Source organism: Pseudomonas sp. BIC9C (genome assembly GCF_034541995.1).
Taxonomy (GTDB): domain Bacteria; phylum Pseudomonadota; class Gammaproteobacteria; order Pseudomonadales; family Pseudomonadaceae; genus Aquipseudomonas; species Aquipseudomonas fluorescens_CC.
Window position 1 is genome coordinate 74,645 of record NZ_JAWDGM010000003.1, and the last position, 21,173, is coordinate 95,817.

Genomic DNA, 21,173 nt, shown 5'->3' on the forward strand with positions numbered 1-21,173 from the left:
CGCGCCCGCTTTGCTGTTTCTTTCACAACTGCGGGTGTATCGTATTCGCCTTTTGCGGGCCGTGGGCCTGCGTTTTCACGTGAGGTAGTTGAGTTCATGTCGTTTACCCGTCGCCAAATCCTCGGTGGCCTGGCCGGTCTTGTTGTCGTTGGCGTGGGAGCCGGTGGTGCGTCGCGCTACTGGCTGGGCAAGATGGCCGACGCAGATGCCGGTCATGACTATGAACTGATTGCTGCACCGCTGGACGTCGAGCTGGTGCCAGGGCACAAGACCGAAGCCTGGGCGTTCGGCCCGTCGGCACCAGGCACCGAGTTACGCGTGCGTCAGGGCGAATGGCTGCGGGTGCGGTTCATCAACCATCTGCCGGTCGCTACCACCATCCACTGGCACGGCATTCGCCTGCCGCTGGAAATGGACGGCGTGCCCTACGTCTCGCAATTGCCGGTGCTGCCGGGTGAATATTTCGATTACAAATTCCGCGTGCCCGACGCCGGCAGCTACTGGTATCACCCGCACGTGAACAGCAGCGAAGAGCTTGGCCGTGGGCTGGTCGGGCCGTTGATCATCGAAGAGCGCGAGCCGACCGGATTCAAGTACGAAAAAACCTTGAGCCTCAAGAGCTGGCATGTCGACGACGAGGGCAATTTCGTCGAGTTCAGCATTCCCCGTGAAGCGGCCCGTGGCGGCACGGCGGGGCGGCTGGCGACCATCAATGGCGTTCCGCAAGCGGTGATCGACTTGCCGGCCGGGCAGATCACCCGTGTACGTCTGCTCAACCTCGATAACACCCTGACTTATCGCCTGAACATTCCCGGCGTCGAAGCGCAGATCTACGCGCTGGACGGCAACCCCATCGAGCCGCGCCCGCTGGGCAAGGAATACTGGCTCGGCCCCGGTATGCGCATCTGCCTGGCGATCAAGGCGCCACCGGCCGGTGAGGAGTTGTCCCTGCGCAACGGCCCGGTGCGCCTGGGCACCTTGCGCTCGGTGGCCAATAGCGACGCGCCAACCGACTGGCCGCCGGCACTGCCGGCCAACCCGATCGCCGAGCCGGACCTGGCCAATGCCGAGAAACTCAACTTCAATTTCGAATGGGTGGGCTCGGTGTCGGTCAACGTCGACAACGGCAAGCCGCCAAGCCTGTGGCAGATCAACGGCAAGGCCTGGGACATCACCGACAAGACCTGCGCCGACCGCCCGATTGCCAAGCTCGAAAAGGGCAAGAGCTACATCTTCGAATTGAAAAACATGACTCAGTATCAGCACCCGGTTCACCTGCACGGCATGAGCTTCAAGGTCATTGCCTCGAACCGGCACACAATCATTCCGTACTTCACCGACACTTACCTGCTGGGCAAGAACGAGCGCGCCCAAGTGGCGCTGGTGGCGGATAACCCTGGCGTGTGGATGTTCCACTGCCACGTGATCGACCACATGGAAACCGGCCTGATGGCCGCGATCGAGGTGGCGTGATGCGTCAGATTCGACCCGCCGCGATCATCGACCGCAGCCGTGATCGGGATTTCATGCGTGAAGCCCTGGCGCTGGCAGCGCAAGGTGCCGCGCTCGGCGAAGTGCCGGTAGGCGCGGTGCTGGTGCAGGACGGTGAAATCATCGGTCGCGGCTTCAATTGCCCGATCAGTGGCAGCGACCCGAGCGCCCATGCCGAGATGGTCGCCATCCGCGCCGCTGCCCAGGCCGTGAGCAACTATCGCCTGCCAGGCAGCACGCTGTATGTGACCCTGGAGCCGTGCAGCATGTGTGCGGGGCTGATCGTGCACTCGCGGATTTCGCGGGTGGTGTACGGCGCGCTGGAGCCGAAAGCCGGGATTGTGCAGAGCCAGGGGCAGTTCTTTACCCAGGGCTTCTTGAATCACCGGGTGCTGTATGAAGGCGGGGTGTTGGCGGAGGAGTGCGGGGCTGTTTTGAGCGAGTTCTTCAAGGCCCGGCGCGGCAAACCCTCAGACTAAACACCGAACCTCTGTAGGAGCGAGCTTGCTCGCGATGGTGTGTCAGTCGACACCACTTAGTCTGACATTCCATCGCGAGCAAGCTCGCTCCTACAGGTTCTTGCGTTACTTTCTGGCGACAATGACGGCGCGCATCGGCGCCGGCAAACCTTCAATGGTCTTGCTGTGATCTTCCGGATCGAGGAAGTCACTGAGCGACTGATACTTCATCCACTCCGTCCCGCGCTGTTCCTCGACCGTGGTGGTGCTCACATCCACGCATTTCACATCCGTGAACCCGGCACGACGCAGCCACAATTCCAGCGCCGGCACCGATGGCAGGAACCACACGTTGCGCATCTGTGCGTAACGGTCTTCCGGCACCAGTACCTGATGTTTATCGCCTTCGACCACCAGGGTTTCCAGCACCAGCTCACCGCCCTTGACCAGGCAGTCCTTCAACGCCAGCAAATGCTCGATGGGCGAGCGACGGTGGTAGAACACGCCCATGGAAAATACCGTGTCGAAACCTTCGAGGTTCGGCGGCAGGTCTTCGAACGGGAAGGGCAGGTGCCAGGCGTTCGGTTCGGACAGGTAACGTTGCACGGCCTGGAACTGGCAGAAGAACAACCAGTTCGGGTCGACACCGATCACGCTGTCCGCGCCGGCGCCGAGCATGCGCCACATGTAATAGCCATTGCCGCAGCCGACATCGAGGATGCGCTTGCCTTTCAGATCCAGATGCGGCGCGACCCGTGACCATTTCCAGTCCGAGCGCCACTCTGTGTCGACGTGCACGCCGAACAGGTCGAACGGTCCCTTGCGCCACGGTGACAAGCCCATCAACGCGGTGCGCATTTGCGCACGGGTCGCGTCGTCGCAATCGGTGTCCAGCTTCAAGCCGTTGAGTAAATCGACTTCACTTGGCTGGATCTGCGGCAGGGCGTCCAGCGCGCTTTGCCAGCGCTCCAGGTCGCCGTGACCTTTTTCCATTTTCTTGTCGAGTTGCACTTGCAGGGTGTTGGCCCAGTCGGCCAGCGGAGTACCAGCCAGACGGCGGGCGAGGGGGGACAGATCAATCATGGCAAGGCAATCAACGAGGCAAAGTTAAGACACTGGAACCACGGCACGACTTTCGGGAACCCGGCGGCCAGCAGGCGTTCGCGGTGTTCTTCGAGGCTGTCGGGCTTCATGACGTTTTCGATGGCGCTGCGCTTCTGGGCGATTTCCAGCTCGCTGTAGCCATTGGCGCGTTTGAACGCCATGTGCAGGTCGGTGAGCAGCGCGTGCTCCTCGGGGTCGTTGAAGCGCAGCTTCTCCGAGAGGATCAGCGCGCCACCGGGCAGCAGCGACTGGCGGATACGCGTCAGCAATGCAGTGCGTTGGTCCGGGGCGATGAATTGCAGGGTGAAGTTCAGCGCCACCACCGAGGCCGGCTGGAAGTCGAGAGCGAGGATGTCGCCTTCGATCACTTCGACCGGCAGCAACTCCTGGAACATCGAATCCTGCCCGTTGAGGTATTCGCGGCAGCGTTCGACCATCGCTGCGGAGTTATCCACAGCGATCACCCGGCACCCGTCGGTGCGCACATGTCGGCGCAGGGCCTGGGTCACGGCACCTAAGGACGAACCGAGGTCATAGAGCACGCTATTGGGCTGGGCGAACTGCGCGGCGAGCACGCCGAGGTTTTCGACGATGGTCGGATAGCCTGGCACCGAGCGCTTGATCATGTCCGGGAACACCCGCGCCACGTCCTCGTTAAAGGCGAAGTCAGGCACCTGGGCCAGAGGCTGGGCGAAAAGGCGATCGGGTTCTTTGCTCACGGCGGTTCCAGCGGTGTAGGTGGAAAAGGCCGGCATTTTAGCCAAGTTGGCGCGCTGATGCGCGGGTTGTCTGATAAACCGGCGGCGGTTAGCGGTTGGAAACGCTGTTGTGGCGAGGGAGCTTGCTCCCGTTGGGCCGCGCAGCGGCCCCAAAACCATTCAAACAGGTTTGCCGGGATTGCGACTGCTGCGCAGTCGAGCGGGAGCAAGCTCCCTCGCCACAGGGGTTAGCGTGTTCTTTGGAAAAATGCCGAGGCAGTGATCCCCCATTGCCCCAGCCAATAGCTGAGGATGATCACATAAGGCGCCGCATCGAACGGCACCACGAAACGGCTGATGCCAATCACACTGTCGGAAAACACAAACGCCACCGCACCGGCGGCCGCCAGCAGTGCCGAACGCTTGGGCACGTCGGTGCCGAGCCGCGCGAGCGCGCGCCAGAGCATGGCGCTGATCGCCAGGCCGTAGACGATCACCGGGATCAGCAACGGGCCCAGTCCGTGAGCAATCAGAATCCCCAGCAAGACTGCACCGACACCGAGGGCAATGACCAGCGGCAGCAACGCCGGACGCCGGCAATCGCTCAGGTAGGCTTTCAGATAGGCCAGGTGGGCGACCAAAAACGCGCCGAGGCCGAACACGAACAAGTCCCCTGGCCACGCCAGCAACACGTCGCCGAGCAGGGAGAAGATCAAGCCCAGGCTGATCCAGCGCCGATATTCGCCGGGCGGTGCGTCGTGCAACCACCCGAGCAGGGCCAGCACCGGCAGTGGCTTGACCAGCAGGCACAGAAGAGAGGCATGCACGCTCAGGCCATAAAGAAAGGTCACCGCGCCCATCAGCGCCAGAATCAGCCAGCCCATGGTCAGTTAACCGAGATCGCGCAGTCGAAGGATTCCACCGGCAGCACTTCCGGCGCCCACGGCTGTTGCGAGGTCAGGCGTAAACGCCCGGTGCCGGTCGCAAACGCCTGAAAGCGCCAGGTCGAGACCCCGGCCGCGCCGACGATGCCGGCATCTTCCGGGTTTCGATACACCTCTGGCCCAAGGGCGTGCAAGACGCCGCCGGCCGAATCCTGGATCGCCCAGCGATAGCCTGTGGTTGGATTGCTCGGCAGAGTCAGGATCAGGTTCTGCCCGTTGGTGAGTTTCACCGGACATTCGCTTTGTTTTTCCACGGTCACGTTTTGTTTCGGTTGCGTGGCGCACGCGGCCAGCAAGGCGAGGGCGAGGGGGACAAGCAGGCGAATGGGGGACATGAGGTCAGTGGCTCCGGCGTTCACGACGAACGGCGAGCATAACCGAGATGAGACAAAGTGTGACAGCTGCGGGAATTGGTGTTGTGAGTACCGACGCCTTCGCGAGCAGGCTCGCTCCCACAGGGATCTTTGGTGAACACTCAATTTGTGTTCTACGCATTCCACTGTGGGAGCGAGCCTGCTCGCGATAGCAATAGTGCAGCCCGCTACATCACTGTCAGAACAACACCTTCGCCACATCCGCAAACCGCTTGGCAAAGTGCACGGTGATGCCTTCTTTCAGATATTCCGGCAGCTCTTCGAAGTTGCCTCGATTGGCCTCTGGCAGAATCAGCTCGAAGATCTTCTGCCGCCGCGCCGCAATCACTTTTTCCCGCACCCCGCCAATCGGCAATACATGCCCGGTCAACGTCAGTTCGCCGGTCATGGCCACGCCTTTTTTCGGCGGTTGGTTGCGCGCCAGCGATAGCAGGGCGCTGGCCATGGTCACGCCGGCGCTCGGGCCGTCTTTCGGCGTCGCGCCTTCCGGCACGTGCAGGTGGACGAAGGCTTCATCGAAGAATTTCGGATCGCCGTCATACGACTTCAGGTGCGAGCTGACATAGCTGTAGGCGATCTCCGCCGACTCTTTCATCACGTCACCCAACTGCCCGGTGAGCTTGAAGCCTCGGTTGAGGGTGTGGATGCGCGTGGCTTCGATCGGCAGGGTCGCGCCGCCCATGCTGGTCCAGGCCAGCCCGGTGATCACGCCGACACCCGCCAGCACCTGCTCGTTGCGGAACACCGGTTTGCCGAGGGAGGCCTCCAGGTCTTTCGGCCCGAGCTTGATCACGGCTTGCGGCTCGTCGAGCAGTTTCATCACCGCTTTGCGCACCAGTTTGCCGAGGTTTTTTTCCAGCTGGCGCACGCCGGCTTCACGGGCATAACCGTCGATCAACGCCTTGAGCGCGCTGTCGCTGATGCTCAGGCTGCTCTTGGACACACCGGCTTTCTCAAGCTGCTTGGGCCACAGGTGACGTTTGGCGATGGCGACTTTTTCCTGGGTGATGTAACCCGACAGGCGGATCACTTCCATTCGGTCCAGCAGCGGGCCGGGGATCGAATCGAGGGTGTTGGCAGTGCACACGAACAACACTTTCGACAAGTCCAGACGCAGGTCCAGATAGTGGTCGAGGAATTCGACGTTCTGCTCCGGATCGAGGGTTTCCAGCAGCGCCGAGGCCGGGTCGCCCTGGTAGCTCTGGCCCATCTTGTCGATCTCGTCGAGCATGATCACCGGGTTCATCACTTCGACGTCTTTGAGCGCCTGTACCAGTTTGCCCGGCTGCGCGCCGATGTAGGTGCGGCGGTGGCCCTTGATCTCGGCTTCATCGCGCATGCCGCCGAGGCTGAAACGATAGAACGGCCGGCCCAGGGATTCGGCGATGGATCTGCCGACACTGGTCTTGCCCACGCCCGGCGGACCGACCAGCAATACGATGGAACCGCTGATCTCGCCTTTGTAGGCCCCGACCGCGAGGAATTCGAGGATGCGGTCCTTGATGTCGTCGAGACCGGCGTGATGCTTGTCCAGCACCTTGCGCGCGTGCCTGAGGTCGAGTTTGTCCTCGCCGTAGACGCCCCACGGCACCGAGGTCGCCCAGTCGAGGTAGTTGCGGGTGACCGCATACTCCGGCGAGCCGGTCTCCAGTACCGACAGCTTGTTCATTTCCTCTTCGATGCGCTTCTGCGCTTGCGGCGACAGTACTTTGCCGGTCAGTCGCTGTTCGAACTGTTCGAGGTCGGCGCTGCGGTCGTCCTTGGTCAGGCCCAGCTCCTGCTGGATGACCTTGAGTTGCTCCTTGAGGAAAAACTCGCGCTGATGCTCACCGATCTTGCGGTTAACTTCGGCAGAAATCTCTTTTTGCAGGCGCGCAACCTCGACTTCCTTGCGCAGCATCGGCAGGACTTTTTCCATGCGCTTGAGCATGGGCACACAGTCGAGCACTTCCTGCAGTTCGCTACCGGTGGCCGAGGTCAGCGCGGCGGCGAAATCGGTCAGCGGCGACGGATCGTTGGGGCTGAAGCGGTTGAGGTAGTTCTTCAACTCTTCGCTGTACAGCGGATTGAGCGGCAGCAGTTCCTTGATCGCATTGATCAGCGCCATGCCGTAGGCCTTGACCTCGTCGGTCGGCTCGGTGGGCTGGTGCGGGTATTCGACTTCCACCAGGTACGGCGGGCGGTGATGCTTGAGCCAGGTTTTCAGACGCACGCGGGTCAGGCCCTGGGCGACGAACTGCAGCTTGCCGTTTTCGCGGCTGGCGTGGTGCACCTTGACCAGGGTGCCGTAGAGCGGCAGGGCCGAGGTGTCGAAGTGGCGCGGGTCCTCCTGGGGCGTGTCCATGTAGAACAGGGCCAGGGAGTTGTGTCCGGACTTGGCCACCAGGTCGAGCGTCTCGGCCCACGGCTCTTCGTTGACAATGACCGGCAGCACCTGGGCCGGGAAAAACGGTCGGTTGTGGATCGGGATGATGTAGACCTTGTCCGGCAGGTTCTGGCCGGGCAGGGCCAGGCCTTTGCCGGTGGTGGGGTGCGGTGCGTTTTCCGGGTCTGCGTATTCGCTCGGGTCTTCGGGAAATTCCTGCTGGTCGCTCATGGGGGCACCTGCGCAATGGGTATGGGTCTTAGATGGGGCAGGTTGGCGGTGGTTTCAACGGTCATTTTCTGCGAAGCGGTGTTTCGCAGGCGTGTTCAGCAGAGAGACAGGTTAGCTGAACCAAGGCTGTGCGCGGTCAATTGTGGGAGCGAGCTTGCTCGCGAAGGGGGCGTGTCAGTTGATGTAAATGTTGCCTGACACAACGCCTTCGCGAGCAAGCCCGCTCCCACAGGGTGTTCCGCGGCGGCGACAAAAAAGGCGACGTCCTCACGGGCGTCGCCTTTCGTTTTACTGCCGCTAAAACTTATTCCGACAGTTTGTACGCAATCACATAGTCACCCATTTTGGTGCCCAGCGAGCCGTGGCCACCGACGACCAACAGCACGTACTGCTTGCCGTCCTTGCCGGTGTAGGTCATCGGCGTAGCCTGGCCGCCAGCCGGCAGGCGAGCTTTCCACCGCTCTTTGCCGGTGTTGACGTCATAGGCGCGCAGGTACTGGTCCAGCGTGCCGCTGAGGAAGCCGACGCCGCCGGCGGTGACCATCGAGCCGCCCATGCTCGGCACGCCGAGGTTCATGCCGACAGGAATTGGCGAGCTGTCGCGGCTGGTGCCGTTCTTGCGTTTCCACACGACTTTGCCGGTGGTCAGGTCGATGCCCGCCACGTAGCCCCAGGCCGGAGCCTGGCACGGTACGCCGAATGGCGACATGAACGGGTGCATGATCACCGCGTAAGGTGCGCCCGTGTTCGGTTGCACGCCCGCTGTTTCGCTCTCGCGCTTGCTGCCGGCCGCGACTTCGGCGCGAGGCACCATTTTCGAGACGAAGGCCATGTAGTTCGGGCTGGTGAACAGCATCTGGCGAACCGGGTCGACCGAAACGCCGCCCCAGTTGAAGACGCCGACGTTACCCGGATAGATCAGGCTGCCCTGTTCCGACGGCGGGGTGTACTGACCTTCGTAACGCAGCTCCTTGAACTGGATACGGCACAGCATCTGGTCAAACGGGCTGGCGCCCCACATGGCTTTTTCGGTCAGTTCCGGGGCCAGCAGGTTCAGGTCCGAACGGGCCTGGGTCGGGGCTGTGTGGTCGCCTTTCACGGCGCCTTGCGGCACCGGGATTTCCTTGATCGGGATGATCGGCGTGCCGTCACGACGGTCGAGGACATACAGGCTGCCCTGTTTGGTTGGGGCGATCAGCGCAGGCTTCACGCCGTCGGCGGTTTTCATGTCGAGCAGGGTTGGCTGGCTGCCGACGTCCATGTCCCACAGGTCGTGGTGGGTGAACTGGTAGTTCCAGCGTACCTTGCCGGTAGCGAGGTCCAGGGCGACCAGGCCGGCGCTGAATTTCTCGGCGCCTGGAGTGCGGTCAGCACCCCACTGGTCCGGGGTCTGGTTGCCCAGTGGCAGGTAGACCATGCCGAGTTTTTCGTCGACGCTGGCCAGCGACCACATGTTCGCCGAGTTGCGGCTGTAGGTCTGGCCCGGGGCCAACGGTTCGGTGGCGTCCGGGTTGTTGCTGTCCCAGTTCCATACCAGATGACCGTCGCGCACGTCGTAGGCGCGGATCACGCCGGACGGCTCGTTGGTCGATTCGTTGTCGGTGACGTGGCCGCCCATGATCACCAGATCACGGGTGATCGCGGCTGGCGAGGTGGCGTAGTAGCCACCGGCGGTGAACGGGCCGATGCCTTGGGTCAGGTCAACCACACCGTTGGTGCCGAAGCCTTCGCAGACCTTGCCGGTGTCGGCGTTGAGGGCGATCAGGCGTGCATCAGCGGTTGGCAGGTACAGGCGACGTGGGCAAGCCTGGGCAACGGCTTTGCCGGCCTCGGAGAGGACGGCGGACGCCGCGGTTTCAGACTTGGCGTAAGCGGCTTCGTCGTAGTACGACACGCCACGGCAGGTCATGTGGGCGAAGCCCTTGAAGCCCACCGGGCTCTTGATCTGCGGGTCGAAACGCCACAGTTCCTTGCCGGTGTCCGGGTCCAGCGCCAGCACCTTGCTATGGGCGGTGCAGGCATAGAGCATGCCGTTGGCCTTGAGCGGGGTGTTTTCGTTGGTCAGTTCCACCGGGTCATCGGCGGTTGGCAGATCGCCGGTCTGGATACGCCAGGCTTCCTGCAGCTTGCCGACGTTACCCGGGGTGATCTGCTTGAGTGGCGAATAGCGGTCACCGAATTCGCTGCGGCCATAGGCCTGCCAGTCTCCGTCAGGCATTTGTGGCGCAGTGCTGGTCATGTCAGCCGAGTCACGACCCAACTCGCCGAAGGTCTCGCCCGGATGGGTGAACTGGCTGGCCACGGCGGTGACACCGGCCAGGACCACGGCCACGCTCAAGGCGCCAGTGCCCATAGGGGCCGGGCCGTTGATCAGCAATGGACGACGGAACCACGGCAGCAGCATCACCAGGCCGAGGGCGAACCACAGCGCCAGGCGCGGTACCAGTTGCCACCAGTCCAGGCCCACTTCCCACAGCGCCCAAACGGTACTGGCGAACAGCACCAGGGCGTACAGGCCCAGCGCGGCAGGGCGGGCGGCGATCAGCAGGACGCCGCTCAGCGCGATGCCGATACCGGCCAGCAGGTAATACAGCGAGCCGCCGAGCATGCTCAGCTTGATCCCCCCGGCCAGCATGGCCAGGCCCATTAGCAGAAGCAGTATGCCGAGCAGGGTCGGCAACAGCCGGCCTCGGCCCAAGGCACCATCAGTGCTCATAGTGTGATTCTCCGTGACGTTTCAAGTAGTCCCGCGCCAGTTCACTGTAGATGACGATCCGGCGTGGGCATGGTTCATAAAACCGGTGTGGTTGACGTAGTCCCTGTAGGAGCGAGCTTGCTCGCGAGAAACCTGAGAACGCCGCGGGGTGTCAGGCTCGCAGCGTTATCGTTGACGACCATCGCGAGCAGGCTCGCTCCTACAAAGGTTTTGTGGTGTTGCTTAGAACGACGACTGGATCTTGATCCCGCCAATCAGCGCGTCATCGACCTGGTCAACGCCGCCGGGATGGCGGATGTATTGCAGGTTCGGGCGTATGGTCAGCCAGTTGGTGACGTGCACGCCGTAATAGAGTTCGGCGCTGTATTCGGTGTCCTGGGGCGGCAGGTAGGACGGATTGTCGTAGTCGAAAACGGCGTTGGCCTGGTTGCTCGCCTCGGCGTTCTTGCGGAAGGCCGGGTTGACGTGCACGCGGGCCATGGCGAAACCGATGTCGTCCTTGGCGCGGGCATCGAACGGGCCTTTGTAGACAAGGCCGGCCTGGACGTAGTTGTCGATGGCGTTGGTTTTCTTGTCGTGCATCGTGCCGTTGGCGAACAGGCTCAAGCCGCGGGAGTGGTCGCTGGCGAGGCTGGTGACCTGCTGCTGGATGCCGAGCCAGACACCGTGCTTGCTCGAGGCGCTGCGGTAGGCCTCGCCGCTCAGGGCGGCCGGTTGGCCGTTGCTGTCCTTGTAGACATCGGTGGCCTTGGCGCTGCTGTAGTAGTAACCGGCGCGGTATTCGCCCGGCAGGCCGTTGAGTTTCGGCGTCCACACCAGCTCTACCGGCAGGACCGCGCCCTGGGTGCCGCTGCCGCTGAGCTTGAAGCCATTGCCGCGATCCAGGTTCGACGAGTTTTGTTCATACGCGCCAACCTGCGCATACAACTCGGGCGTCAGGTGATATTTGACCCGCATCGCCCACTGGCTGACCGGCCAGTTGTACCAGATGTCGCCCGCCCAGTTGCCGACCTGGGAGCCGCAGAACGCCAGGTTCTGGAAGTCGCAGGGGAAGCTGTTGAAGTCTTCGCCCTCACCGAAGCGGCCGACCTTGATGTCGAGGCTCTGATCGAAGAACTTCTGCTGATACCACATCTGCGTCAGACGCCAGGTCTGGCCACGGCCCCAGACTTCCTGGGCCGAGGTGAAGCCACCGACGCGCGGATCGTTGATGCGGTCGTTGCTGATGTTGTTGCCGCTGCGTTCGGTGATGGTCAGCTGAAATTCGGCATCGTCCCAGCCGAGGATCTTCTGCAAGTCCAGATGGGTGCCCAGGCCGAACTGGTCGCTGTAGCGTGCGGTGCGGTCATGGTCATAGCCGCCGTGCAGGTTGCTGCCCATCTCACCGGTGTAATCGACTTTGAAGTCGTAGCCTTTTTCAGCAAGTTCCGTGCGAGTGCCGTTCCAGTCGCCGAGCATCCATGGGGAGTCGCTGTCGAAAGCCGGAGCGGCCTGAACACAGGTGGCGAGGCCGAACGCGGTGAATCCGCTGATCAGTTTGAGGACGTTGTGGCAAGAGACAGTCTTAAAGACAGCGCTGTCTTTCGAAAATCGTAAATCAGGCATAGAGAAGAAATTCTTGATCTTTTTCTGGGGGATGAGCGGAAGAAGTGACTGGCAGAAGCGTTTCAGCTAAGGCGGGCGCAAGGATAATGTTCTGTTACAAATAGAGAAAGGGCTTTTACTGACATGCATCGTTTCGGATTTTGTAACAGTAAGGGAATGAATGCTTTCTGTAGGAGCGAGCTTGCTCGCGAAGAACTTGTGAGCAACGCGTTTATCCAGAATGCGCGCGTCATCGTTAACGACCATCGCGAGCGAGCTCGCTCCCACAGGACCACAGGATCACCTACATTCAACAGACCGCTTCCCCCCAACGAAGCCCTCGGCTAAGGTGCGCGGCTTCTCATCCCTACATCGCTGAAGGCCCGGCATGACCGAACAGACCAACGACCCGCTGCACGGTGTAACCCTGGAGCAAATCCTCAACGCCCTGGTTGAACATTACGAATGGTCGGGGCTGGCCGAACGCATCGATATCCGCTGCTTCAAGAGTGACCCGAGCATCAAGTCGAGCCTGACGTTCCTGCGTAAAACCCCGTGGGCGCGGGAGAAGGTCGAGCGCCTCTACGTGAAACTGATGCGCACCAAGCGTCCGCTCTGACATGTTCATCCCGTCAGTCGCGCGGCGTCGTTTCGTCGCCATCGCTGCCATCCTTGGCTGGGTGGGATTGAGTATTCAGCTGTACCTGATTTTCTACTCGCGCTGGACGCTGGCAGCCAGTTTGACAGGCGGGCTGGTGAGCTTCTTCAGCTATTTCACCGTGCTCAGCAATACGCTGGTGGCAACCGTGCTGACCTGTGAAACGACGTCCCGCGAATCGGCCGCACGCCGCTGGTTTTTACAGCCGTGGGTCAGCAGTGGAGTGGCCGTGAGCATCGCCGTGGTCGGCCTGGTCTACAGCCTGTTGCTGCGCCATTTATGGCATCCCGAGGGATGGCAGTGGCTGGCCGATGAGCTGATGCACGACGTCATGCCGATGCTGTTTCTGATCTACTGGTGGTGCTGTGTGCCCAAGGGCAGTTTGCGCTTGGGGCACATCGCGTTGTGGGCGATTTATCCGCTGCTGTACTTCGCCTATTCCCTGCTGCGGGGGCATTTGCTGGCGGTTTATCCGTACCCGTTCATCGATGTGGAGAAGCTGGGTTATCCACAGGTGTTTATCAATGCCGGGGGATTGCTGGCGGGGTTCGTGGTGATTGCGTTGCTGGTGGTTGGGTTGGATCGATGGCGTGCTCGAAAATGAGCACAGACGGTGATGTCGAGCACATCCGTGGCGAGGGAGCTTGCTCCCGTTGCGCTGCGCAGCAGTGCTAAAACCTCAATCGAGTTTTATCTGGAACACTGCGGTTGCTGATTTTACGACTGCTTTGCAGCCGAACGGGAGCAAGCTCCCTCGCCACAATAATGAGTCGCGGTCACTCTTCGTCACTGTCATTCAACCGCCAGTAGCCTACGGCTTTGACGAACTGTTCATCCAGTCCATGCTCATCGAGCAACACCCGGCGAATCTGCCGCGACACCTTGCTCTCGGTCGCGACCCAGGCATACAGGCTGCCGGCGGGGACCTTGACCTGCCGCACGGTGGTCAGTAAATGGTCCTTGCCACCTTCGCGCAACACCCAGATCACATTGACCTCGGCGGCGCTTTCCAGCACCTGCTGCTCCTTGCCGTTTTCCACTTCAATGATCACCAGTGCACGGCGATTGGCCGACAGGCCTTCGAGCCGGCGGGCAATCGCGGGAATTGCCGTTTCGTCACCGATCAACAGGTAGCTGTCGAAAATGTCCGGCACGATCATCGAACCCCGCGGCCCGCCGATGTGCAGGAACTGGCCAGGTCTGGCCTGTTCGGCCCAGGTCGAGGCAGGGCCGTCGCCGTGCAGCACGAAATCGATGTCCAGCTCCAGGGTGTTCAGGTCGTAGCGGCGCGGCGTGTAGTCACGCATGGCCGGCATCGGCCCGTTGTCCTTGCCGGCGCCCAGCACCAGGGTTTCCAGCGCCGCGGCTTGCTCGGCGTTCTGCGGGAACAGCAGTTTGACGTGATCGTCGGTGCCAAGGCTGACGAAACCTGCCAGCTCCGGACCGCCCAGCGTGATCCGGCGCATGCGTGGGGTCAGGTCTACTACCCGCAGAACTTCCAGGCGACGACGTTTGATTTCGTGGCTGACACGGTGAATGGTTTGGGAAGGCACGATAACGTCGATCATTCGGCTGTCTCCTGGGCAGACTGAACGGCAGGGCCGTCGACAATGGCTTTGGCGGTGTTGTTGAGCAAGGTCGAGACGCGCTGGATTTCTTCGGGGTTCCAGCGGCCATGGTGCAGTTGCAAGGCATGGCGCAGGTTGTGCACCGCCTCGTGGATTTCCGGTGGGCGGTCATGACCACGCAGTGAGCGTTTGCTGACATCGATGCGCACCCGCACACCTTCAAGGGCAACATCCTGCTCGATCAGGGACTGGCGCCCGGCCTCCGTCACGCTGTAGCGTTTTTTTCCGCCTTCGGCGTCGCCCTGAATCATTTCGCTTTCTTCCAGAAAAGTCAGGGTCGGGTAGATCACGCCGGGGCTGGGGCTGTAGGCACCGTCGAACATCCCTTCGATCTGGCGGATCAGGTCGTAGCCGTGGCACGGCTGTTCGGCGATCAAGGCCAGCAGCAGCAATTTCAGATCGCCGGGGGCGAACACCCGTGGTCCGCGACCGCCGCGTTCACGGCCAGGGCGCTTTTCGAATCCGTCACGGCCATCGCCATGTTCACGGTGGGGGGAATGATGGTCTCTCATTTTCGCTTTCTCTCGTCGTGTTTAGATACAACTTAAGATATATCTTAACTGGAGAGCAAGGGCTTTCGACCGGTGGTAGCCCTGAAGGCCTGGTAAATCCGGCTGGTAAAGGAAGCCAAAATCGAAAAAAGATGATTGTTGGATAGATGCATATCTTGAATTTAGTTTTAACTCTCTAATTTAGCACCGTCGGCCTTTATTTGTTGAACGTGTGGTATTGGTCTTACAGACGTCGTAGTGCGAGTGTCGTGCTGAAATTAATGGATAGACAGGATCTGTGTCTGAATCTTACCGTTATATTGTGGGGTTATTTCCGCTTCAGACTTTTTCTTTATGTTTCGGCAATGCTTTGACTACAAAGTTGTCGGAATTTCCCTACTTACTTTCCAGAAGAGTTGATCGATCATCTTTCGGCGTTGAAAGCTCAGCTGAGCAAATAGCTGCTCGTGACAGTGTTGCTTATCAAAAACTTTCCACGCTTCGACCCTTTTAAGAGACAGGTACTGAAAGATGTTAAAGAAGATTGCAATCGCCACGCCAATGGCTGTCCTGGCACTGAGTTCTTCCATGGTTTTTGCCGCTGACCCTATTTCGACCACGATCAACGTAAGGGCATTCATCCCCACCTCGCAGTTCAATGTGGCACCTCAAAATCCAAACTTCGGTCGCGATGAAGTCATGACTCAATTGGTTGGTGGCGAATTGTCTACCGTAGATGCCATCTTCAACTTGAAGCATACGGATTCGAAAGGTGCCATCAATGCCCTGATCGAAGGTTCGGCGGTATTGTATAACGGTCGTGACAGTATTCCGTTGACCGTCACCATCGGTAGCGTCGAACTGGCTGCGACCACAAAGGAAATCGTCAACGAAACCGATTCGGTACCAGGTGTACAGCGTGCATTGAGGATCAAAGCCAAGAAACCGACCGCCAGTCAGACCGGAGACTTTACCAGCAGTTTCGCAGTGGTGTTCGAACCTGTTCTGAAGCCTTGATTGATCAAATGCTCTTATAAAGAATTTTTTATTCAACCGTCTGCCATCCGGCCGTTGAAAGATGGCCGGATGGCGTCGGCTTGTTATGTAATCAGAGTATTCAGATCATGTTCCAGATGACTCCCGTCGCGGCTGCTCTCGCGCTTTTTTTGTGCGCCAGTGCATTGGCTGCGCCCACAAATAACGCCACTACTCCCCGAAGTTTACTTGCTCAAGCAAAAGGTTTGCCGGTGGACTTTGAAGAACACTTCTTCGATGTACCATTGGCTGTCCGGGTGGAACTTGATCAACAACTTCTCGGGGAGGCGATGATCGTGTTGTCCCGCAATGATCGAATTACCTTGCTCGAATTTGCCGATGTTGGCGACAGCAATATTTCTGCCAGCGAACGTGAAGTCTGGGCTACTTACTTAAAGAAAGGCGTGGCCCTTGGTGCCTGCGAAGGCAGTTGCCCGGAGCAAATGCTGGCGGTGCACTACAACCTGCAGAATTCATTGGTGTCGATTGTCACCGAAAATGCCGAGCGCAACACCGAAGCCAAGCGCTATTACGATCTGCCCGAAGGCGGCAGCAGCGGCTTGATCGTGCGTAATCAACTGAACCTCAACGGCGGCCAGGAACAGGACCTCGGCGGACGTTACGGTCTGGAGGCCAGCAGTAGCCTGGGCAACTGGACCCAAAGCGTGAACATGCAGCTGGCCCGTTTGGGCGGCCCGGACGACAAGCTCTACCACGCGGTACACGAGCTTTATACCCAGCGTGAACTCGAAGGCAGCTTTTTGCGCCTGGGGTATTTCACCCCTAACTCCGAAGGCCTCAGTCGCCAGCTGCGTTCATTTGGTGCCAGTCCCGACACCGCGGCAGGTTTCATGTATGGAAGCTCCGACAGCCTGGCCATCAACAGCCCTAGACCCAGCGTGTACCCGATCTATGTCACCGCCAACCGTCAAGCGTCGGTGGAAATTTTTCGCAACGGCTTGCTCATCAATACCCAATCGGTCAATGCCGGCCTGCAAACCCTGGATACCCGCCCCTTGCCGGGGGGGATCTATGAAGTGGAAGTGCGTCTGATCGAAGACGGCCAGATCACCTCCACAACTCAGGAGCTGGTGTACAAACCGACCAACTGGCGTAAACAGGACAGTCGTTGGCGCTACAACCTGTTCGCCGGACAAGAGAGCAAGTTGCTCAGCAACTGGGATGAGCAAGCCTATGGCGCCATGACCGCCGGTGCCGCCGTCAACTTCCTGCTGCACCCTCGGGTCATCCTTGGAGTATCGGGTCGCCAGGTGCGCGACAAGATGCAGTACGGCACGTCAATCGACTGGACGCTGGCCAACAACACCAGCCTGTTCGCCAACGTTTACGAAACGGAAGATCACGGCACCGGCATGGATCTTCAAGCGATGTACAACTACGGCGCCGGCAGCGTGTTTGCCACTCATAACCGCAGCTGGCTGGACACCACCAACACCTACGAAACCCTGCCCGACGGCACGCGGGTGCGTCAGCGCAAGGTGTTCACCGGCCAGACCAGCACCTCGTCGTTGTCGGTGAATCATCGGCTGAGCAGTAAAAGCTCGATCAACGGGCGCGTCTCCCACAGTGATGGCAATGTCGAGGGCGTAGGCGTAGACCTCGGTTGGACCCAGCGCGGCAACCTGTTTGGCAGCGATGGCAACTGGCGCTTCTCGGTGTTCGATCGGCCTGGAAGTTTCAGCAGCGGGGACAAGCGTAACCGCGGCGTCGACCTGAGCGTCAGCGTTGCACTTGGAGGTCCGGGCGAGCAGTGGTCGGGTAGCGTAGGTACGCGCACTTCCCGAGAGGGTGGCCGCGACAACAATGCCTCTGTCACCTACCGTAAAGACTTGCAGGACCATGTGCTGCAAAACGTATCGGCTACTGCGATTACCGATACCTACGGTGTAGGCCTTTCCGGCACCACCAATTTCAGTGATGACTTCATCAATGGTGATGTCTTCGTTCAGCGCTCCTCTTTCAATGGCAACTTCACCGGCGGTTTGAACCTGGACAGCACCGTGGCGGTCGGCGGTCGGCGATTCGTCATGACAAGCCAGCCTCAGGGGGCGGGCGCCGGAATGATTGTCGACGTCGAGTCCGATCTTGAAGGCATCGCCCTGCGTGCCGACGATTTGAGCGGAGGCAGCGCCTTGCTGCGACCGGGGCGTAATTTCATTCCGGTCACTGCCTACAAGAACAGTTCGGTGAGCTTTGATTTCGAGGGCAATCACCCACCGGCCGCAAGCATCCAGCCGCCACGTACCCGCTATCACCTGAACAAGGGCGGCGTCGACTACCGCAAGATCACCGTCAGCAAAACCCTGACCGTCCTTGGCCGTTTGATCGACCCCCAAGGCAAACCACTCAAGGGCCATCACCTGATCAACCACGCCAGCCGTGGCGTGAGTGAAGTCGACGGGTTCTTCTCCATGGAAATGAATGCCGGTTCACCAACCCTGGAAGTTCGTTACGGCAATCAGTTGTTGTGTCAGTTCCGGCTCGATACCGCCAATGCCCGCAATGAAAACAATGTGCTGATGATCGGGGACTTGCGTTGTGCGCCGGAAACGCTGGCGGAAGCGGCGAATAAATCCCGGATATCGGGCTGATCGTTACACATTCGGGTGACTTATCAGGAGCCGTCAAAGGTGAAAGCTCTAATCACCCGGTCCCACAGTGTCTGATTATTGAGGTTTTTTATTATGAAGCGCTTATTGGCATTCTTTGGTTTTTCAGTGTTCGCTCACGCGGCTCTGGCCGGTCCGCAAATTAACATTGGGGAGGTCTACGACTACCTGGACGGTGATAAAAGTACTTACATGAAACGGGTCTTCAATGGTGGCGACAGCACGGCATTTGTGAAGGTCAGCATTCTTGAAATCGTTTACGACGCCGATGGAACGATACGGGAAATCCCCCTTGCCAACCAAGCCGATGCCGGTGCTCGCGACGGTTTGATGGCCAGCCCGGCCCGGCTGATCGTGCCGGCCAACGGCATGCAGGGCACGCGCCTGTTGTACATGGGTGAGCGGGAAAAAGAGCGTTATTTCCGCCTTCGCTTCGTGCCGGTGGTTCCTGAAAAGGAAGATGAGTTCGCGGTATCTGCGGAAGAACGGGAAGATTACAAAAAAGGTCTGTCTGCAGGGGTCAACGTCTTGGCCGGATATGGCACGGTATTTTTCGTACGGCCCAAGGACACGCGTTTTGACAGCGTGATCAATGACGGGCCTGGCAAATACGAAATTCGCAACAACGGTAATACCGTGGTTGTGATTGACGAGTTCAAGGACTGTTCGGTGAAGAACGAATCGGAATGCCAGCCTGTCACAAAACATCACGTCATGGCGGGGAGGAGTTTTCAGTTCGATAAACAGGCTGGCCGTGAATATCGCTTCACCTTGATCGAGGGTTCAGCGAAAAAGAAGTTTGAAATAAAAGGGTAAGAGCATTCTTACTTCTATAGACGACTGGCTTTGATGTACGGATGGACAACATGTTTAAAGTAATAATGACGGGTGCATCAATGGCGATGCTGACGCTGGCCAGTACCTGCGCATACGCGATCAGGTTTAGCGAAACCTTCGATGTCTCGGTCAGCATTCCGACCGCCGAATTTCATGTGATTCCGACCGATCCAGACTGGATTCACCGGGAACAACGCTTGAACTGGAATCCTGTTACTTCCGAACTCAGCCCGTTGCGAAAGCAGTTCGATGTCAAAAACGAAAATGGCGCCATTTCTGCCCGTCTGTATTTAGAGCCCTATCTGAGTAACGGCAGGGACACCGATGACATTCCATTGCTCGTTACTTTCAATCAAAAAAGACTGACCCTTGATCCCGAAGTAGTGATTTCGGAAATGGACGGCAAGGCGGGTAAGCGCGTGGGGTTGGAAATTGCCGCTGTAAAACCGGCAGATGGTTACAAGGCTGGTGACTATTACGGCAACGTTCATATGATTTTCGAATCCGTCGCACCTTGACGACTTGCTCAACGGTGCCGACACCCCCGTTCGACTCATAGCGCGCGGGTCGGAAACCGGCAGGTTTGAGCGCTATCTGTTTGAAGGTCATCAATCTGGAAATGGTCAGAGCCAAAGAGAACGCATATGGATTTTTCAAGAGTTTTTAAACAACGGCCAAGCCTTGTATTCAGCGCTTCGTTATTGATGTTGTTATCCACCAGCGCCAATGCCCTCGTGCAGGACATTACCGCCAAGTTCAATCCGGACCCGGCTAATCCGTTGAAAAATGAGTTCGTTAATACCACGCCGGAAAGTGGTATTTGCCCGGGGCATATACCCCAAAGGTGCAGAGAGTTGGGGATTTTCACGATTCGCACCACCGCCTTCAGTGCGCATTCCAATGCTCCTATTCTGGCTAATCATGCGGATGTCCGACAGGGAGCCATGTGGAAGGTGCCGTCCGAGTGGCGGGATTTGCAAGTGATGCACACAACTACCGGTGAAGTGGAAACCGTTCAAGTACGTATTGCCGGCATCGGGCATGCGTGGGGGTTGGATCGGCCCCCGGGAGTCAGTGCCTGGGCGAAGCCGGGCATTTCCTGGGCAGATCAATGGCAGCATGCACCGAGCCCCTGTGCTGGGGTCAACTATCTTGCGGCCGGTAGTAGTACCGCCCTGTTCTTCTGGCTCGTTCCTGAAGGCGCAGGTATCTGTAGTCGCCAACCCGGCACGGATATTCCTCGTTTTTGGTACAGCAATATGGAATACGCCTACGCGATCAGAACCCCCAATCCTTTGAAGATGTCCTCAGGGCAGTACACCGGCTCGATCAACTACACCATGGGGCCCGGCGCGGATTTTGATTTTGGTGATGTCATGATTCCGGATGACAACCTGCTCACGTTCAATTTCACGCTGGACGTTCAACATACGCTCAAGGTGGAAGTCCCGCCCGGTGGCAATCGCGTGGAACTGGCGCCCCAGGGAGGCTGGCAGGCCTGGTTGAACCAGGGGCGTAAGCCAACACGATTGTTCCGTGACCAGACTTTCCATGTTTCATCGTCGAGCCGGTTCAAGATGAATCTCGAATGTCAGTATTCGAGCGGGGGCAATACATGCCACCTGCGGGAACCCCGTTCAGGCCACAGTGTGCCGCTCAATGTCAGCGTCACTTTACCCAACGGCCTGACAGACGCCACCGGGCAGCCGGTTAATCGCCGTCCCTTGCTGCTAGACGGCAGCGGCACCGAACTGTTCCAGCCTGGTAGTTACATCGATCGAAAGCCTGGAACCCTGCATTTCGAGATTACGAGAGAGTATGTGGAAGACATGCTGACCGGGGTCGGTAAGACCTATTCGGGTAATGTCACGGTGGTGTGGGACTCCGAGGTCTAGGTCCAAATCTGCAAAGGTGCTGCCAGCCACATGC

The 21,173-nt window shown here is 59.3% G+C and carries 18 protein-coding genes; 9 read left to right on the forward strand and 9 right to left on the reverse strand.

Annotated elements, in window-relative coordinates; translation table 11 throughout:
* The first annotated feature begins 96 nt into the window (after positions 1-96).
* Positions 97-1,473 (forward strand): multicopper oxidase family protein, encoded by a 1,377-nt coding sequence (locus RS887_RS14960; protein WP_322615968.1) that lies wholly within the window; start codon positions 97-99, stop codon positions 1,471-1,473.
* Positions 1,473-1,970, forward strand: coding sequence for a tRNA adenosine(34) deaminase TadA (tadA, locus tag RS887_RS14965; RefSeq protein ID WP_322615969.1), 498 nt, complete (start codon positions 1,473-1,475; stop codon positions 1,968-1,970). The genes RS887_RS14960 and tadA overlap by 1 nt, the downstream gene beginning before the upstream one ends.
* 105 nt (positions 1,971-2,075) lie before the next feature.
* Here the strand turns inward: tadA and cmoB are convergent, their stop codons facing one another.
* The 7 genes from cmoB to RS887_RS15005 form a co-directional block, all read right to left on the reverse strand.
* Positions 2,076-3,032, reverse strand: a complete 957-nt coding sequence (cmoB, locus tag RS887_RS14970; protein WP_322615970.1) for a tRNA 5-methoxyuridine(34)/uridine 5-oxyacetic acid(34) synthase CmoB — start codon at positions 3,030-3,032, stop codon at positions 2,076-2,078.
* Positions 3,029-3,808 (reverse strand): carboxy-S-adenosyl-L-methionine synthase CmoA, encoded by a 780-nt coding sequence (gene cmoA, locus RS887_RS14975; protein ID WP_322615971.1) that lies wholly within the window; start codon positions 3,806-3,808, stop codon positions 3,029-3,031. Before cmoA ends, cmoB begins: the two co-directional genes overlap by 4 nt.
* Positions 3,809-3,999: 191 nt before the next feature.
* Positions 4,000-4,635: a lysoplasmalogenase gene (locus tag RS887_RS14980; RefSeq protein WP_322615972.1), complete on the reverse strand. Its 636-nt coding sequence runs from the start codon at positions 4,633-4,635 to the stop codon at positions 4,000-4,002.
* Between the two features lie 2 nt (positions 4,636-4,637).
* Entirely contained in the window at positions 4,638-5,030 is a 393-nt protein-coding gene (locus RS887_RS14985; RefSeq protein WP_008016732.1) for a protease inhibitor I42 family protein, read from the reverse strand.
* A gap of 217 nt (positions 5,031-5,247) precedes the next feature.
* Positions 5,248-7,665, reverse strand: a complete 2,418-nt coding sequence (gene lon / locus RS887_RS14990) for an endopeptidase La (protein WP_322615973.1) — start codon at positions 7,663-7,665, stop codon at positions 5,248-5,250.
* Positions 7,666-7,969: 304 nt separating this feature from the next.
* On the reverse strand, positions 7,970-10,381 hold the full coding sequence (locus RS887_RS14995) for a glucose/quinate/shikimate family membrane-bound PQQ-dependent dehydrogenase (protein ID WP_322615974.1): 2,412 nt from the start codon (positions 10,379-10,381) through the stop codon (positions 7,970-7,972).
* A gap of 222 nt (positions 10,382-10,603) precedes the next feature.
* Entirely contained in the window at positions 10,604-11,986 is a 1,383-nt protein-coding gene (locus tag RS887_RS15005; protein ID WP_322615975.1) for a carbohydrate porin, read from the reverse strand.
* A gap of 367 nt (positions 11,987-12,353) precedes the next feature.
* On the opposite strand from RS887_RS15005, the gene RS887_RS15010 reads away from it, so the two are divergent.
* Both RS887_RS15010 and RS887_RS15015 read left to right on the forward strand, forming a co-directional pair.
* A complete protein-coding gene (locus RS887_RS15010) occupies positions 12,354-12,584 on the forward strand; it encodes a VF530 family DNA-binding protein (protein WP_057398608.1) in 231 nt (76 codons plus the stop codon).
* Position 12,585: 1 nt separating this feature from the next.
* The gene (locus tag RS887_RS15015; protein WP_322615976.1) at positions 12,586-13,227 is read left to right on the forward strand and encodes a Pr6Pr family membrane protein; all 642 of its coding nucleotides are present in this window, start codon (positions 12,586-12,588) and stop codon (positions 13,225-13,227) included.
* Between the two features lie 172 nt (positions 13,228-13,399).
* Here RS887_RS15015 and RS887_RS15020 read toward each other — a convergent pair whose 3' ends face one another.
* Positions 13,400-14,191, reverse strand: a complete 792-nt coding sequence (locus RS887_RS15020; RefSeq protein WP_322615977.1) for a siderophore-interacting protein — start codon at positions 14,189-14,191, stop codon at positions 13,400-13,402.
* Entirely contained in the window at positions 14,188-14,763 is a 576-nt protein-coding gene (locus tag RS887_RS15025) for a PadR family transcriptional regulator (RefSeq protein WP_322615978.1), read from the reverse strand. Before RS887_RS15025 ends, RS887_RS15020 begins: the two co-directional genes overlap by 4 nt.
* 510 nt (positions 14,764-15,273) lie before the next feature.
* Here RS887_RS15025 and RS887_RS15030 point away from each other — a divergent pair.
* The 5 genes from RS887_RS15030 (at position 15,274) to RS887_RS15050 (ending at position 21,139) form a co-directional block, all read left to right on the forward strand.
* Positions 15,274-15,759 carry a CS1 type fimbrial major subunit gene (locus RS887_RS15030; RefSeq protein WP_322615979.1) on the forward strand — a complete coding sequence of 162 codons (486 nt, stop codon included), beginning with the start codon at positions 15,274-15,276 and terminating at the stop codon, positions 15,757-15,759.
* 107 nt (positions 15,760-15,866) lie between these two features.
* Entirely contained in the window at positions 15,867-18,389 is a 2,523-nt protein-coding gene (locus RS887_RS15035; RefSeq protein ID WP_322615980.1) for a TcfC E-set like domain-containing protein, read from the forward strand.
* Between the two features lie 93 nt (positions 18,390-18,482).
* Positions 18,483-19,223 (forward strand): molecular chaperone, encoded by a 741-nt coding sequence (locus tag RS887_RS15040; protein WP_322615981.1) that lies wholly within the window; start codon positions 18,483-18,485, stop codon positions 19,221-19,223.
* Between the two features lie 50 nt (positions 19,224-19,273).
* Positions 19,274-19,762, forward strand: coding sequence for a CS1 type fimbrial major subunit (locus tag RS887_RS15045; RefSeq protein ID WP_322615982.1), 489 nt, complete (start codon positions 19,274-19,276; stop codon positions 19,760-19,762).
* Positions 19,763-19,888: 126 nt separating this feature from the next.
* The gene (locus tag RS887_RS15050) at positions 19,889-21,139 is read left to right on the forward strand and encodes a hypothetical protein (RefSeq protein WP_322615983.1); all 1,251 of its coding nucleotides are present in this window, start codon (positions 19,889-19,891) and stop codon (positions 21,137-21,139) included.
* Positions 21,140-21,173: the final 34 nt, after the last annotated feature.

What these genes read in the sequence shown, in the direction of transcription:
- RS887_RS15040 (WP_322615981.1), top strand. Translation starts at nt 18,483, where the DNA reads ATGAAGCGCTTATTGGCATTCTTTGGTTTTTCAGTGTTCGCTCACGCG.
- lon (WP_322615973.1), bottom strand. Translation starts at nt 7,665, where the DNA reads ATGAGCGACCAGCAGGAATTTCCCGAAGACCCGAGCGAATACGCAGAC.
- RS887_RS15010 (WP_057398608.1), top strand. Translation starts at nt 12,354, where the DNA reads ATGACCGAACAGACCAACGACCCGCTGCACGGTGTAACCCTGGAGCAA.
- RS887_RS14980 (WP_322615972.1), bottom strand. Translation starts at nt 4,635, where the DNA reads ATGGGCTGGCTGATTCTGGCGCTGATGGGCGCGGTGACCTTTCTTTAT.
- cmoB (WP_322615970.1), bottom strand. Translation starts at nt 3,032, where the DNA reads ATGATTGATCTGTCCCCCCTCGCCCGCCGTCTGGCTGGTACTCCGCTG.
- cmoA (WP_322615971.1), bottom strand. Translation starts at nt 3,808, where the DNA reads ATGCCGGCCTTTTCCACCTACACCGCTGGAACCGCCGTGAGCAAAGAA.
- RS887_RS14960 (WP_322615968.1), top strand. Translation starts at nt 97, where the DNA reads ATGTCGTTTACCCGTCGCCAAATCCTCGGTGGCCTGGCCGGTCTTGTT.
- RS887_RS15050 (WP_322615983.1), top strand. Translation starts at nt 19,889, where the DNA reads ATGGATTTTTCAAGAGTTTTTAAACAACGGCCAAGCCTTGTATTCAGC.
- RS887_RS15030 (WP_322615979.1), top strand. Translation starts at nt 15,274, where the DNA reads ATGTTAAAGAAGATTGCAATCGCCACGCCAATGGCTGTCCTGGCACTG.
- RS887_RS14995 (WP_322615974.1), bottom strand. Translation starts at nt 10,381, where the DNA reads ATGAGCACTGATGGTGCCTTGGGCCGAGGCCGGCTGTTGCCGACCCTG.
- tadA (WP_322615969.1), top strand. Translation starts at nt 1,473, where the DNA reads ATGCGTCAGATTCGACCCGCCGCGATCATCGACCGCAGCCGTGATCGG.
- RS887_RS14985 (WP_008016732.1), bottom strand. Translation starts at nt 5,030, where the DNA reads ATGTCCCCCATTCGCCTGCTTGTCCCCCTCGCCCTCGCCTTGCTGGCC.
- RS887_RS15035 (WP_322615980.1), top strand. Translation starts at nt 15,867, where the DNA reads ATGTTCCAGATGACTCCCGTCGCGGCTGCTCTCGCGCTTTTTTTGTGC.
- RS887_RS15005 (WP_322615975.1), bottom strand. Translation starts at nt 11,986, where the DNA reads ATGCCTGATTTACGATTTTCGAAAGACAGCGCTGTCTTTAAGACTGTC.
- RS887_RS15045 (WP_322615982.1), top strand. Translation starts at nt 19,274, where the DNA reads ATGTTTAAAGTAATAATGACGGGTGCATCAATGGCGATGCTGACGCTG.
- RS887_RS15025 (WP_322615978.1), bottom strand. Translation starts at nt 14,763, where the DNA reads ATGAGAGACCATCATTCCCCCCACCGTGAACATGGCGATGGCCGTGAC.
- RS887_RS15020 (WP_322615977.1), bottom strand. Translation starts at nt 14,191, where the DNA reads ATGATCGACGTTATCGTGCCTTCCCAAACCATTCACCGTGTCAGCCAC.
- RS887_RS15015 (WP_322615976.1), top strand. Translation starts at nt 12,586, where the DNA reads ATGTTCATCCCGTCAGTCGCGCGGCGTCGTTTCGTCGCCATCGCTGCC.